We start from the raw sequence: 15,225 nt of genomic DNA, 5'->3' as shown, positions 1-15,225 counted from the left end.
GCCATGGACATCGGGTCAGAAAAGCTGGCGGAATAATTCCGCGGCTACCCCCCGAACAACGCCGCCCGCTCCGTCAGCACCGTCGGCGCAGTCAGCGCCCGGTCGAGATACAGGTTGCGCGCCTCGCAACTCGTCTCGGCCACCAGCAGGCAGCTATGGCAGGCCGCGCCGCTCAGCGCGCGTTCGTCGCCATGTGCGTCCGGATCATGCTCGGCGCAGATCGGGTCGCCGCTGCACAGGGCCAGCCGGTCCAGCGCCCGCTCGACGATCGCACCCAGCCGGGGCAGCACCGCGGTCAGCCCGCCCAGCGTGCCCTGCGCGCCCGTCGTCGCGGTGTAGAGCAGCAGCCCGAACCGCTCCCCGTCGTCGTCGACGATCGCGTACAGCCGCTCCTTCAGCGCGGTTGCCGGATATCCGCAATCCAGCGCGATCTCGTTCATCAGCGCGTGGGAAAAGCCGTGCATCGCGTAATAGGCGAGGGTGGGAAAGCGCAGCTTGTCGCCGTAAGCCTGGTTCGCCCGCCACCGGTCATGTCCGCGCAGCAGCATGTCGCCGCGGGCGGCCACCGCCGGCCGCGCCAGCCAGGCCCGGATGGCGTGCGGATCGAAGCGAAGGAAGATGCCTTCGCCCAGTTGCTCCACCGCGGGCAGCCATTCCAGCTCGGTCGCCAGCGCGGCGCCCTCCACCGCCAGATACAGTTCCTCCAGATCGCCATCGATCGCGGTCGGCGCCGCCTCGAACCGGGTAAAGCCGTACAGGCACGCCACCTCGCGCAGCCGGTGCACCGCCACCGCCGACGCGATCGGGCCCAGCCGTGGCCGCTCCCCGTCCCACTGATCGCGGGTCAGCGTGCGCGCGTGCAGCCGGGCATCGGGCGTGTCCGAGCCGATTTCGCCCGCGCCGCTGGCCAGCAGGTCGAACTCCGCCACCTTGGGCGCCTTTTCCAGATTCTGGTGTCCCCGCGCGCGGAGTTGTGCGACGCGTGCGACGATTTCCGCATCGCTCCATCCCGCCAGCGCGGCGCGCAAGGCCGGGTTGGCGCGCCGCGCCATCGCCATTTCGGCCGGCATCGTCACCCAGTCGATCGCATCCATATGCGCCTCGACCAGCCGGGTCAGCTCGTCCTCCGCGGCGGGCAGCGAGATGATGGTCAGCACCTGCGGGAAATAGGCGTTGGTCGCGGTCCGCGTCAGGAAGCGGAGATGTTCGTCGCATTCCCCCGGCTCGTCCGTGCGCAGCCAGGGGCGCCGCCCGCGGCACTTGCCGAAACGTCCGTCCGCCTGCGCATCGCGCAGCGAGAGTGCGGCACCGCATCCGCACACAATCCGCGTCGAGGCGGGATCGCCCGAGGTGCCGCGCTCCTCCAGCCATAGCGGCTGGACGCAGCGTTCGCCCGGCATCCCGACATGCACGGCATAGCTCCAGTCGATGTCCTGCAAATGCCCTTTCCGGCATCCCGCGACGAAGCGGATCGGGGTCACCCCCACGCGCCGCCCGTCATCGTCGATCAGGTCGGCCCGCCCGCGCGGGTTCAGGTCGCGCCAGCGCACCAGCCGCCGGCGGTGCACGTCGCCGGCCTCCTCCGCATCGCGCGCGACGAACCAGGCCGGAAAGATCCGCGCCTCCACCCCCGGCGGCTCGCCCGCACCGGTGCGTCCCTCGTCATCGACCGGTGGCGTGCGCAGGCTCAGCCGCACCCCCTCGGCCAACCGCCCGTTGGCGCGCAGCAGCGCCTCCAGCACCGCCACCGCCCGCGGCTCGTGCACGGCGCGCCAGCTTCCCCGCTCGCGCATGTGCCACAGGTCCAGCCCGCCGACGATGACCGAGCGGGTGGGCAGGTCCACCATCGCGCCGGGCCCGAAGCCGAGCACCAGTTGCGATTGCCGCAGCGTCACGCGCTTGGCGCTCATGCCATATCTCCTGCACCCGATACCCGCTCGCCATCCGGCCCCCGCGGCCGGATCAGCACGCCGGGCTCCACGTCGCGCATGCTCCACCCCGCCTGGAAGCGCCGATGTGCCGGCTCCAGATTGTCCAGCACCGGGTCGAGCGGCGGGTGGAGCAGCCGCTGCGGCCGATCCTCGTAGCTGAAGCGCCCGCCCGCCGCGGTCTGCGCCGCCGCCACCGTCACCCAGTCGTCCAGCAACCCCTCGATCGCCGCCGCCAGCCGGTCCTTGCCCCCCGCAATGTCATCCGGCGCCCGGTCCACCAGATGCCGCACCACCGCCGCCCGCGTATCGGCTGCGTTGGCCAGCGCATCGACGGCGCCCGAGGGTGTCAGCGCGGGGTCGAGGTGCCGCGCTATCGCCACCACCACCGCCGCCAGCGACCGGTCCAGCGCGCGCGCGGACCACGGCGTCACGCTCGTCGCCTCCACCGCGCGGTAAAAGGTGTCGTGGAAATGCCCGAACTGCTCGAAATGCATCCGGTCGCGTGGCCGGTGGACGTTCAGCACCACCACCACCAGACCGGGCCGCGCCGGATTGCGCCCGACCCGGCTCGTCGCCTGGATATATTCCGCCGCGGTCTTGGGCTGTCCCTGCACCAGCATCAGCCCCAGCCGGTCGATATCGAGCCCGACCGAGATCATGTTGGTGGCCAGCGCGACGTCAACGGGCCGCTCCCCGTCATCGCCGAACCCTGCCTCCAGCCGCCGCTTGGCCGCCGCCACCTGATCGGTCGACACGCGCGAGGTCAGCTCCACCGGCTCGCCGAGCAGCCGGTCCCCGAACGGCCGGTCGGCCGGCTCCAGCCGCCGCCGCTGCGCGCCGTAATGCGCCGCGCGTGCTGCCACCTCGTCCTCGACGATCCGCCGCGCGCCGCCCAGTTCGCGCAAGGCGTTGAAATAACAAAGGGCGGTCAGATACGCATCCGCCTCGCCACCAGCATCCGCCAGCCCCTGCGCCCCGCCGAGCAGCGTGACCAGCGCCTGCAGGAACACCAGCTTGGGCCCGCGCCCCGCCGCGGCGATCCCGACATACCAGCGCGCGGGATCGTCCGCGCTCTCGCCCCGCGTCACCGCAAAGAAACTGTCGCGCCGATCGAGTCCGGGCGGCGGAAAGATATGCGTGTCCCCCCGGTCGAACAGCGCGGCAATCTGGTCGCGCGCGCGCCGGACCGTCGCGGTGGAGGCGACGATCTTGGGCCGCACCCGCACGCCCTCCACCATCCGCGTCGCCAGCCGGTCGATCGCTGCCTCGTACAGCCCCGCCACCGTGCCCAGCGGGCCGGAGATCAGGTGCAATTCGTCCTGGATCACCAGGTCGGGCGGGTCCAGCCGGTGCCCGCCGTCCAGCGCCCGGCCGCATCCCGGCTCGGCCGCCCCGAAGAAGCCGCTATCGTCCGCCCGGTCGACATGGCCGAAGAACGCACCCGCCTGACCGCTCCACGGCAGCGCCGCGAACTTGTCCACCGTGGCGATCAGGAAGGCGGGCAGACGGCGATAGATCGCCTCGTCCACGCTCACCACCGGCAGCGCACGGTCGCCGGTGAACGGGCACGCCATGTTGACGCAGCGCAGCTCCAGATTGGTCGGCGCGTCGGCATTCGGCACGCAGCGAAAGCTTTGCGGGGTAAAGGCGGTGCCGCACCACGGGCACGCCTTGATCGGTGCCGGCGCGCGCGCATCGCGCCCGCTGCTATAGGCGCGCACCCGCTTGACTGCGGTCCCCTCGCTCTTGTCGCCCTTGCGACCCAGCCGGTTGGGACTGGCGTCGGAGCCGACCCACAGGCCGATCTCGATCGGCCAGTCGCCCAGCATCCGCCGGCCATCCCCGTCGCGGTAATCCGGCCCCTCGCGCAGCAGCTCCAGCGCACAGACCAGCCCGGCCGCACGCCCCAGCTGGTCCAGCGTCAACAGCCTGAGCGTATAGCGCATGATCACCGCCACGCCCGCGCCCAGCACGCCGCTCGCCCCCAGCCGCCGCAACGCGATGGTGAAGGCGGCCAGTCCCAGATAGGCCTCGGTCTTGCCGCCGCCGGTGGGAAAGAACAACAGATCGGCGGCGTCGCGATCCGGATGCCGCCGGTCCGCCATCCCCGCCAGATTGAGCAGGATGAAGGCCAGCTGGAATGGCCGCCACGCGGGCGCGCCGTCCCCCGGCCGCCGCGCTCGTGCCGCATCGGCCACTGCACGATTGGCGATGGCAAAGGCGGTCCGCGCCCGTGCATCCCCGGCCAGCAGGGCGATGCCCGCCGCGATCCGCCCGCGCGCCACATCCTGCGCCGCGATCAACGTTTCGGCGGTCCGAAGCCGCTGCGCCGCGCCCGCAATATCGGGGGCATCCATCGCCCCGCGCTGCGCCACCGACCAGTCGCCATAGGCCGCCGCCAGCGGCGCCAGCGCCGCGCGCAACGCCGCCCCGTCACCCGCCGCCAGTTCCGCCAACCGGTCCATGCCGAAGGTCACCCCCGGCACCGCCGCCGCCACGGTCCGCTCCACCGCCGCGCGCGGCATGTGCGTGGTATGCACCCGCCGCACCCGCCCGTCGGCGTCCACGCCATGTCCGGCGGCGCACCCCAGGCCCGCCGCATAGGCCGCCGCATCCCGGTAATGCAGGTCCGCCAGTTGATCGTCCCAGTCATCGCGCGCGATCCGCGACAGGTCGGCCTGCGCGACGAAGCCCGCGTCGCACGCCAGCGCCAGCCGCACCTGATAGGCATAGGCCAGATCGCGGTAGCGCGACGGCGGCTCCAGCCGCTTGTTGACCAGAAACACGGTCACCACCTGCACCGCGCGCGTCTCGCCGGTCGCCAGGCGCAGGCGGAAGGGGCGGGCACGCACCGCCAGTTCCAGCCCGCCGCCGGGCCGTGCCGTCGCCGCCGAGCCGGGCAGGGCGCGCCGCACCATGCCGTCACCTTCGCCCGGCAGCGGCAGCGTGACGGTGCATTCGCGCGGCACCCGCCGCCACGTGATCGCCGTCCCGCGAAGCTCGCCCCCGCTTTCCAGCATCTCGGGCGGCAGCGGCGGCTCGGGCACGTAATCGCCCCATGTCACGCACACCTCCAATGCGTCGACGCCGGGATCGACCATGGTCGACAGCCCGATCGCGCTCGGCAGGAAACGGCGGCGGGCAGGGGGCGCATCGGGCTCGTCATGATCGCCCGCCGCGCCGCCGACGCTGAACCCGTCCAGTTCGGGCAGGAAGCTGTCGATCTCCTCCAGCTCGGCATCCGCCGGCATGTCGGGCTCGGCCGCCAGTTCGCCCGATGGCGCGATGAAGCCCGACAGGTACCAGCGCGACGGGCTTTCCCCCGCCGGCAACCGTTCCTCGGCCAGATCCCCATCCGCCGCCTCGCTCGGCCCGATCAGGTTACGGCGCAGGCGTTCCACCAGCCCGGCGCGCACGCCTGCCGCGCTCACAGCATCCGCTCCATCGTCGCGCGTTCCTCGTTCAATGTCAGCAGCCGCGCCAGCACCGCATCGCGAAACGGCGCCGGCCAGAACAACCGTCCCTGATAGCGGTGATCGTCCTCGCTATCGGCATCCAGAAAGACAGGCTCGGCCTCCGCCGCCAGATCGTCCCAGCCGTAGGCGGTCAGCACCGCGCGATCCATGGTGTGGTGCAGCGCGCGCAGGCCCTCGATATCCGCGCCCGTATCGGCCTTGCGGTGGAAGCGGTTATAGGTCGGCGTCATCCCCTGACCGGTCGCGATCATCAGCGCGGCGCGGGTGTCGTGATAGGCTTGCCCGGCGGCTTCCAGTGCCGGTGCATCGTCATGGCCGGGGGGCAGGGGGAAGGTTTCGAATACCTGTGTGGGATTATAGGTCGGCGCATCACCAAAGGTGCTGCCGAAGGTACGGTTCCAGATTTCGTGTATCCTGGATTGCAGCACGGCAAATTGCGACAGCCGCGGCATCGCGAAGACGATCAACTTGTGGGAATAGATCAGGTTGGCGGGCAGGCGGGCAAATGCATGATGGGCAAGCGCCGCAGCACCGATCGCAAGAACATGGTGCTGACCGGCAATACTCCGATACAGGTCAACACGACGCTCGGCATATTGCCACCATCGATTGCGGTAGACGGCACGGTTGTCCTGCTCGCGAACGGGCCTCACCAGCCGATCCACGATCGCAAGGGCCTCCGGCCAGTCCTGCGCGACGGATCGGGGATAGTCGGGCGCCACGACGCCGCACCTTAGCTGCTCCGCACGTGCCGGCCCGTTCAGTGAGTTCCAAGATACGCCCTCGGCCATCCGGCGGAGCGGCATGTCGCTGAAATTGATGGCGTAGCGATGATGCGCGTGAATGGGAGAATTGTTGACTTCATCGGCACCCAGATAGGGAGCGACAACCTCCGCGATATTCGGTCGGTCAGCGATCAGCCTTTGCATCGCTGCCAACTCGGACGCTTTCCCCTTGGCCGCGTTGGCGTCGTCGAAGGTAAATCCGATACCCAGCAGGATAGATCCCTGAAACGCCTTGCCCGCATTCGCCCGCAACACCGCCGGCGACCCATCCAGATCCCCCTCCATCAGATAGGCCGAAATCCGCCGCACCGGCCGCCCGTCCAGCACCGCTCCGGTATCCTCGGCGACGGCGCCCCTGCGCACGAACACCTGCGCCACCACCACCGCCGCATCGCCCTCCCACTGATGCCGGCTGACCGCGCGATAGATCACGCCGCCCTCGTCGAGTATGCGCCGCAGCCCGGTGTCGCGGGTGTCGCCCTGCCGGATGGTATTGGTCGCGATCAACCCGAAGGCGCCGCCCCGGCGCAGCAGCCCGAACGCCCGGCGAAAGAAGTGCGCGGCCAGATCGGCATTGCCATGCGCATGGGGGTGCAGCGTCTTCAGCCAGTCCGGATAGGCGGCGGCATGGCCCGCCGCGATCGTGTTCTTGCCGGCAAAGGGCGGGTTGCCGACGATCGCGTCGAAACCGGGATTGGGCCGCGTGAACACGTCCTCGAACTCCAGCTCCCAATGGAAACTGGTGATGCCGACGGGCAAGGCGTGCAGGCGTTCGCGCAAGGCTTCCAGCCGCGACCAGCTTTGCGCGCTCGGGGCCAGAACCAGTTGCTGCACCTCCGCCAGCCGCGCCTCGCGGTCGCGCACGCCGCTGCCCTCGAAAAAGGACAACAGCACGGCATCCGCCACCAGATGCGCGCGGGTGAGCGCGGTTATCGCCGCGCGGTGGCGTCCTTCCTGCACCGCATAGGGCGCGATCTCGGCCTCGCTACGCATCAGGCGGCGCAGGTCGGCGGCGGCGTTGATGCCGTCGCGCACGATCGCCTCGACGAAGCTGTGCTGCCCGGACACCTTGCCCCATGTCACTGCGACGATCTTGGGATTGGGCAGGCCGACCAGGCTGTCGCCACAGCGCAGCACATTGTCCAGAAAGGTGAACTCGTGTGCGCTCGCCAGCGTCTCCAGCCACAGCGACAGCTTGGCCAGGTCGATCGCCAGCGGATTGCGATCCACCCCGCGCAGGCAATGCTGCGCCACCAGCCGCTTGGCGTGCAGCAACTCGTCCTCGTCCGGCGGTATGGTCGGCCGCTGCGCCGGCCAGCGCGCCCATGCCGCCACCAGCCGCTCGCCCAGTTGCCGGCACGCCTCGACCAGAAACGCGCCCGATCCCGCGGCGGGGTCGCACACCTTCAGGTCCAGCACCTCCGCCGGCCCCGCATCCGCCCCGATCCGGTCAAAGGCGGGGGCCAGCGCATGCGCCACGATCGGTCTGGTCAGCGCCTTTGGCGTATAATGGCTCCCCGTGCGCCGCCGCTCGTCGGTCGGCTGCAGGATCGGCGTGCCGGCGGCGACCGCGCTTCCCCGCGGGCAGGCGCGCCCGTCCACCACCGGCGCCAGGGCCGCGGCCAGCGCGCCCGCATCCTCCGCACGCGCCAGCGCCCGCGACACCGCCGCCGGAAACGCACCGCGCCCGGTCCATGCTTTCAACAGCTTCTCGCGCTCGCCCGGCTTCGCGCCGGCCAGCGCATCCAGGTCCACCCACACCGGCACCCGGTTGCCCTTGCCCGCCCGGATCGCCAGCATCGGCCCCGCCGCACGCTCCACGGTGAAGCCCATCACCGTCTCGTACACCGACCCGATCTGCTCGACGCTGAGCGACCGGTATGCGACCCGCTCACCTCCCAGCATCAGCAGCCCGTCCAGCACGCGCAGGATGCATCCGTCCCCCACCGGCAACACCCGGTCCGCATTCCCCGGCGCGTCGCGCCCGAGCAGGAAGGGAAACGCCGCCTCGCTGAACAGCTTGCCCCCGCGCGGCTGCATGAAGCCCGATGGATGCCCCCGGCTGACCAACCGGAACAGCGCCAGCAGCCGCCCCCAGGCCCCGCGCCGCTCGTCCATCGTATCGGGGTAGAGCGCCGCGTCGTCGCGCAGCCGCATGTGCAGTCCGCCCAGCGCATAGCCCTGTTCGTACAGCAGCTTGGCCGCGCCACCCCCGGCCGAGGGCATCAGCCCGCGATCCTCGGCATACAGGATGAAGATCAGGCGCAGCAGCACGGTCAGCACCGCCTCGTACAGATGCTGCGGATCGCTCGCCGCCAGCGCGCGCACCCGTGCCGGATCGGCCGCGTCCAGCCCGCGCAGCATCTCGTGCAAGCTCGCCAGCACCTGTCCGGCCAGCCGCGACGACACATCCGCCTGTGCCGCGCGGCTTTCGGCGAGCAGGGCGGGCAGGCGGTGCGACGGTGGCCCGGTGAACAGCGCATGCGCGTCGAGCAGCAGCTTCAGCCCCGCCAGCATCCCGCGCCCGGCAACATCCGTCAGCGCCGCCAGCGGCCAGGTCATGTGCCCCGCCATTTCGCCCTTGGGCGCCACCACCAGCCGCAGTACGCGCTCGCCCGCCGCCCCCTCGCGCCGCCCGGTCTCTCGCGCGCCCAGGATCACCCCGGCCGGCACTCCCGTCTCGCGCAGCAACCGCTCGAACCGCTGCTGCGCGGTCGCCTCCCATCCCTCCAGCGTGCCCCGCCGGTCGAGCAGCAGGTCCTCCGCCTCGATCCGCACCAGCAACTGCACCGTGCCATCGGCTGCAAACACCGCCCAGTCCGGCTCCAGCAGCGTCTCGCCCCCGTCGAACGCCACCCGCAGATCCTCGGGCAGCACCGGCCCGCCCGGCGCGCCCGCCACCCGCTCCGGTGCCCAGCCCAGCACGTCGCGAAACAGCGCCCAAGGTTCCTGCGCCAGCGCCTGTGTCACCGCCTCGCCGTCCGCCGCCGTCTGCGGCGCCGGCCACACCCCGATCCGCGCCAGCGCCGCCGGCGCCACCACCAGCCCCTCCGGCTGCAGATACCCCAGCCAGTCGTGCCGCCCGCCCGAAATCGTCCCGCTCATGCCGCCGGCCACAGATAGACGAGGCCGATCGGCTCCAGCCGCGTCGCGCGCACCCGCGCGGCGGCGCGCAGCCGTTCGGGTTCGCGCACCAGTTCGTCGTCCAGCCGCGTCACCGCCCGCTCCCAGGAACGCCGGTCCGCGGCGCGCTGCCGCGCCTCGGCGGGGTCGAGCAGCAGTGCGAATTGCCGGTCGTCCTCGCGCCGCTCGCGCCGGATGCGCGCGATCCGCTGGCCGAGCAGCGTCTCCAGCCCGGCCGCCTCGCTCGCCGCCCGCTTCTCCAGTTCCGCCGCTACCCTTTGCCCGCGTGCAGCGGCACGGCCCTCCAGCACGCTCCGCAGATCGCCCACATCCGCCAAAGCATGCGCCGTCGCCCGCCGCGCAACCGCCGCCCCGGCGGTCCGCGCGCCTGCCAGGGCGGCGATCAGTTCGTCCAGCACGCGGGCCTCCGCATCGCGCCCCTCGGCCAGCGGGCGAAGCCCCGCCTCGTCCCGCTCCCGATCCCGCCAGTCGGCCGCCACGCTGAGCACTTCCTCATGCAACCGCGCGGCCCGCTCCCCATACAACGCCAACCGCCCGATCAGCACGACCCGCGGGGCAGGGGTGGCGGGCGTCTCGATCACGCAGGCCCGGTCCAGCCCCTGCTGGAACCCCGCCGACAGAAACCGTCCCAGCAAGCGCCGCACCAGCCGGTGTTCCAGATGCAGTTGCACCACGTCGCCGGCGTCGCGCCCATCGGGCAGGATGGCAGGCGCAAAGCTCACCCGTCGCACGCCCGCATCCGCGCTCGCCCGCCATTCCCCCGGCCGCTCGCCCGGCTTCGGCCCCCGCGCGCGCAGTTCGTCCAGCATCGGTTGCCAGCTCGGATCGCCGGCAAAGGCGGGCGCCGCCTGATCCAGTGCGAAGACCGGCGTATCGCCCACCGCCCCGGTCGCGCCCCATCCGCCGCCCGCCCGCGCCAGCGCCAGCCCGACCACCGACCGCAACTCGTCCGGATCGACGCCGACCCGCGCCCGCGCCTTGTCCAGCATCGCCGCCAGATCCGCCTGTTCGCGCATCAGCCGCGCGCGCCGTGCCTCCTCGCCGTCATCCAGGTCGCGCACTGCCGCCCGTACGCGCTCGTCCGCCTCCTTGTTGCGGATCCGCTCGGCCAGATCGCGCGCCGCCGCCCGGTCGATCCCCCGGCCCAGCCGATCGGCGATACGATCCCCCAGCACCTCGCCCGCCGACCCCAGCTGCCGCCGGATCGCCTCCGTCTTGCGCACCAGCGCGTCCAGCACGACATCCTCGGGCCGCTGCGCATAGACGAAGTAGCGGCACGTCACCGTGTCGCTGGGTTGCAGCTTGCGGTCGATCCGCCCGTTGCGCTGTTCCAGGCGGGACGGGTTCCACGGCAGGTCGACATGGATCAGATCGTGGCACTGCGCCTGTAGATTGATCCCCTCGCGGGCTGCATCGGTGCAGAGCAGGATACGCAAGGGCGAGGCCGGATCGTTGAACGCACGCTTGATCGCCTCGCGCCGCTCGGTCGAGGTCACACCGGTGAAGCTGTCGATCCGCGCGACCTCGTCGGCGTCGGCCGGGTCGAGCAAGACTGACAATTGCCGCTGCAACCACCGCCGCGTGTCCTCATACTCGGTAAACAGGATCAGCCTTCGGTCGCGCCAGCGTCCCTCCGCATCCAGCAGGTTCGCCCGCGCCCAATCGATGATCCAGCGGACACGCGCATCGGGTGCGGTCTTTGCTGCGTCCGCCACCACCAGCATGGCCGCGGCATGGTCGCGCTCGGCCATCAACTGCGCCGCCGCCCCACCGGCCGCCATTGCGGCCGCCTCGGTGCGGGCGGCCTCGGCGTGGTCCAGCCGTTCGAAAGCCGCATCCTCTTCATCGGCGCGCTCGGGTGCGTCGGGGTCTTCGTCCGCGACTACCGGCTGCGCGGTTTCGCCCGCGATCAACCGCTCCAATCCCGCCAGATGCACGCGCAGCGTCCGTGCGAACGCCGGCACCGACGACAACAGCCGCTGCTGCAACCCTACAAAAGCCAGCCGTGCCCTGGCACCCTGCGCCGCCCCCAGCGTCCCGATCCGCCGTTCGCGAAGAGCGCGATAGTCCGCCAGCATCGCCGCCAGCCGCAGTTCGGGGGCGTGCCGGTCGAGCCCGTCGATCACCACCGGTTCCACCACGCGTTCGGGAAAAGCCTCGCCCAGTGCCCGCAGGTCGCTTTTCAGCCGCCGCACCATCACCGGCTCCAGATCGGCGGGCCGCACCGGTACGCCGCGCGTGAACCGCTGTGGATCGAGCAGTTCCAGCAGCGTGGCAAAGCTGTTCGGATGCCCGTTATGCGGGGTCGCCGACAGGAACAGCCGGTGCTCGAAGCGGTCGGACAGGTCACGCAGGCTGCGCGTGAACTGGCTTTCCACCGCATAGCGGCCGCCACCCGCGGGGGCGGCATGATGCGCCTCGTCCAGGATCAGCAGCGATCTGGCGCGGAACTCTTCCAGCACGTCCCGCAGGCCGGCCACATAGGCCTCGTCCCCCAGCAACCGGTGCGACAGGATGAAGCGCGATCCCGTCGCCCACGGGTTGGCACCATAGCCGCGCCGCTGGCGCAGGCTTTCCAGATGCTGGCGATCGATGATCTCGAACGACAGGCCGAACTTGGTCTGCAACTCGTCCCGCCACTGGCCGGTCATCGCCGCAGGCGCCACCACCACCATGTAATCCACCCGCCGCCTGAGCAGCATCTCGCGCAGCACCAGTCCGGCCTCGACCGTCTTGCCCAGTCCCACATCGTCGGCGATCAACAGGTTTACGCGCGGCAGGCGCAGCGCCTTGCGCAGCGGCAGCAACTGATACGGGTCCAGCCGGATACCGGCCCGGAACGGCGCCTGGAACAGGTCGCGTTCGGCGGCGGTCGCGGTGCGCCAGCGGACCGTGCGGAGGTAGGCCGAGAATGTTTCGGCATCGCCGCCGCCGCTTGCCAGCGACGCCCAGGCTTCCTCGTCGCGCAACCGCGCGTCCACCTCCGCGCTCCACAACACCTGCGCGTCCTCGCCACTGGCATCGTCGTCCACGCACGCCAGCCGGTGACCGTCGAACGGCGTTTCGGGTTGTTCCTCCACCAGCCACAACCGGCCACGCAACGATACGAACTGACCCATCGACGGCCCGCGCGCCGCCGCGGCGGCGGTACGACCCCCATTCGCCTCAATCACCTGGCATCGTTCCTTCCATTCACCATCCGGGGTGGCGAGGGGCCTGTTTGGGAACAACCGCGATTGGCTCCGTTTCTGCGGAGCAGGCCATGCTGCCGGGGGAAAATTCGTCCGATATGGAGCAGACGCGGACCGCCCCTTGCCACCGCAACCCCCGGTCGATGATAGTCCGGATCGAACCGGGGGGGGGATGATGACGGCGACAGGGGTGAACGGGCCATGGGCCAAGCTGACACGCAATGCCGACGGCACGGTCGCCGCGTCGCTGCCGCTGATCGATCATTGCCTGGACGTCGGCACTGCGGCCCAGGCGCTGCTATCCGGCGGTGCATGGTCCCTCTGGCTCAGCACGGCCGCGGGGCGACCACTGACCGCGCAGGACCATGCCCGCCTGATTGTGCTGGCCGCGTTGCACGATCTCGGCAAGGCCAATCGCGGTTTCCAGGCGCGGATCGATCCGCATGCGCCCCTGATCGGTCATACCGGGCAGGTTGCCGCACTGCTGTTCCATTCCAGGCTGAAGACCGGTGCTGCCGCCACGATGCTGCGCCACCTCGTCGGCGCATGGGGTGCGCATCAGCATTTCGCGGCCGCACTCGCGCATCACGGCAGGCCGCTGCCCGAACTGCGTCGCGGCGCCAATCTCGATTCCGGCTCGTGGATGAAGCACAGCGTTCACTGGATGCCGGTGGGCGACGATGACCCCGGTGCCCATGTGGTCGCGTTGATCGATGCCGTGCGGGCGCGTTGGCCGTTGGCATGGGAAACGGGCGAGCCGTTGCCCGATGCACCGCGCTTCGTCTCGCTCTTCGCCGGTTTGGTCACGCTGGCGGACTGGCTCGGCTCCGACACACGGCGGTTTCCCGTCGCAGGCCCTTATGGACGGGCGCGTGAGGCACTGCGCGAGGAACAGGCGCGCGACATGGTGGCAGCGCGTGGCCTCGTGCCGCTGCCGACCCCCGAAGGAGACTTTCACGCCGCGGTCGGACGGACACCCCATGGCTTCCAACAGGAGGCCGCCGCTGACGATCTCGGTCGCGTCGCGCTGATCGAGGCGGAAACCGGCTCGGGCAAGACGGAGGCCGCGTTATGGCGCTGGCTGGAACTCCGCCGTCGCGGCGAGGTGGACGGCCTGTATTTTGCGCTTCCCACGCGTGCAGCGGCCGTCCAGCTTCAGAAGCGCGTGAACGACGTGCTGAAACGCGTCTGGGGGGAGGGGGCGCCGGAGGCGGTTCTCGCCGTCCCCGGCTATCTCGTGGCCGGCGACACGCAGGGGCAGGAACTGCCCGGCTACGAGGTGCGCTGGGACGATGGCGAGCCCGGCGGCACCGACGATCATCGCTGGGCGGCGGAGCGCGCCAAGAACTTCCTTGCCGCCCGCGTGGCGGTCGGCACGATTGATCAGGCGCTTCTCGGCGTTCTGCCCGTCAAGCATGCCCTGTTCCGTGCCGGTGCGCTGGCACGCAGCCTGCTGGTGGTGGACGAGGTTCATGCCTCCGACACCTATATGTCGACGCTTCTTGAACGCCTGCTCGACAATCATCTCGCGGTCGGCGGCCAGGCGCTCCTGCTTTCGGCAACGCTGGGTGCGGAGGCGAGGGCGCGTCTGCTCAAGACGCCGCTGCCGCCGCTGGCCGAGGCGCAGGCGCTACCCTATCCGGCGCTGTCCGGTCGCGATGCACCCTTGCGCGCCGCCATCCCCGCCGCGCGTTCGGCCAAGCATGTCGCGATCGAGACGGACGGGTTGATCGGCGACCCCGACGCCATCGCCGCGCGTGCCGTCGCGGCGGCGCGCACGGGCGCCTCGGTGCTGGTGATACGCAACACCGTCGCCGGCGCGGTGCAGGTTGCGCAGGCGGTCGCGGCACGCGCACCCGATCTCGCCTTTCGCCTCGGGGATGTTCCCACGGTCCACCACGGCCGCTTCGCGCCCGGCGACCGGCGGCTGCTCGACGCGGCCGTGGAAACCGCGTTCGGCAAGGGCAGGGCTGCGCGCGGGCAGGTGCTGGTCGGCACGCAGACGCTTGAACAGTCGCTCGACATCGACGCCGATTTTCTCATCACCGATCTGGCGCCGATGGACGTGCTGCTCCAACGGATCGGCCGCCTCCACCGCCACATGCGGGACGACCGCGGCGCCCATGCGCAGGCCCGCGCCCTGATCCTGCGCCCCGCCACGCGCGACCTCATGGCCGCCTCCGGCCCCCGCCACGGCCTTGGCGGCGTCTACCCGGATATCCTGCAACTGGAATCGACCCTGCGGCTGCTGGAAAGCCGCGCGCATGTCACCATACCGGACGATAATCGTCACCTTGTCGAGACGGCACTGCATCCCGGGTCCATCACGACACTGGCGGCCACGCTCGGAACGGCGTGGACAAACCATGCGGCAAACCGGTCCGCCAGCTTCCACGCCGCGCGCCGCACGGCCGAGCAACTCGCCCTCGATCTTTCCATGGATTTCAATCTGCTGGAGTTCACTTCGAACACCGAAGACGCCACCACCCGCCTCGGCGCCGCCACCATCCAGCTACCCCTCCCTCGACCTCTACCCGGTCCCTTCGGCCAACCCGTCCCCCATCTCACCCTCCCGCCCCACATGCTCCCCCCCACCAAAACCCCCCAAGAAGTAAGGATTCTAGATGATTGCCACTTCCAACTGGGAACTAGCCGATATGCGTATGATAGTTGGGGGCTACGGAATGCGAATTGAGGC

Annotated in this window: 5 protein-coding genes; 1 reads left to right on the top strand and 4 read right to left on the bottom strand. The window is 70.8% G+C overall.

Annotated elements, in window-relative coordinates; genetic code table 11:
• Positions 1-44 precede the first annotated feature (44 nt).
• The 4 genes from drmB to drmD are packed head-to-tail and all read right to left on the bottom strand — an operon-like array spanning position 45 to position 12,509.
• The gene (drmB, locus tag GQR91_RS14085) at positions 45-1,910 is read right to left on the bottom strand and encodes a DUF1998 domain-containing protein (RefSeq protein ID WP_149683412.1); all 1,866 of its coding nucleotides are present in this window, start codon (positions 1,908-1,910) and stop codon (positions 45-47) included.
• Positions 1,907-5,362: a DISARM system helicase DrmA gene (gene drmA, locus GQR91_RS14080; RefSeq protein ID WP_149683411.1), complete on the bottom strand. Its 3,456-nt coding sequence runs from the start codon at positions 5,360-5,362 to the stop codon at positions 1,907-1,909. The genes drmB and drmA overlap by 4 nt, the downstream gene beginning before the upstream one ends.
• Positions 5,359-9,297, bottom strand: coding sequence for an Eco57I restriction-modification methylase domain-containing protein (locus GQR91_RS14075; protein ID WP_235904160.1), 3,939 nt, complete (start codon positions 9,295-9,297; stop codon positions 5,359-5,361). Before GQR91_RS14075 ends, drmA begins: the two co-directional genes overlap by 4 nt.
• Positions 9,294-12,509: a DISARM system SNF2-like helicase DrmD gene (gene drmD, locus GQR91_RS14070; RefSeq protein WP_235904159.1), complete on the bottom strand. Its 3,216-nt coding sequence runs from the start codon at positions 12,507-12,509 to the stop codon at positions 9,294-9,296. Before drmD ends, GQR91_RS14075 begins: the two co-directional genes overlap by 4 nt.
• Before the next feature lie 190 nt (positions 12,510-12,699).
• Here drmD and cas3 point away from each other — a divergent pair, with 190 nt between their 5' ends.
• Positions 12,700-15,222, top strand: a complete 2,523-nt coding sequence (cas3, locus tag GQR91_RS14065; protein WP_149683410.1) for a CRISPR-associated helicase Cas3' — start codon at positions 12,700-12,702, stop codon at positions 15,220-15,222.
• The last annotated feature ends 3 nt before the right edge of the window (positions 15,223-15,225 follow it).

Origin of the sequence: Sphingomonas carotinifaciens, assembly GCF_009789535.1 — a bacterium.
In the GTDB taxonomy this organism is placed as follows: domain Bacteria; phylum Pseudomonadota; class Alphaproteobacteria; order Sphingomonadales; family Sphingomonadaceae; genus Sphingomonas; species Sphingomonas carotinifaciens.
The sequence above is the reverse complement of the archived record's forward strand: the minus strand, read 5'-3'. Positions and strand labels throughout refer to the sequence as shown.

What these genes read in the sequence shown, in the direction of transcription:
- cas3 (WP_149683410.1), top strand. Translation starts at nt 12,700, where the DNA reads ATGATGACGGCGACAGGGGTGAACGGGCCATGGGCCAAGCTGACACGC.
- GQR91_RS14075 (WP_235904160.1), bottom strand. Translation starts at nt 9,297, where the DNA reads ATGAGCGGGACGATTTCGGGCGGGCGGCACGACTGGCTGGGGTATCTG.
- drmB (WP_149683412.1), bottom strand. Translation starts at nt 1,910, where the DNA reads ATGAGCGCCAAGCGCGTGACGCTGCGGCAATCGCAACTGGTGCTCGGC.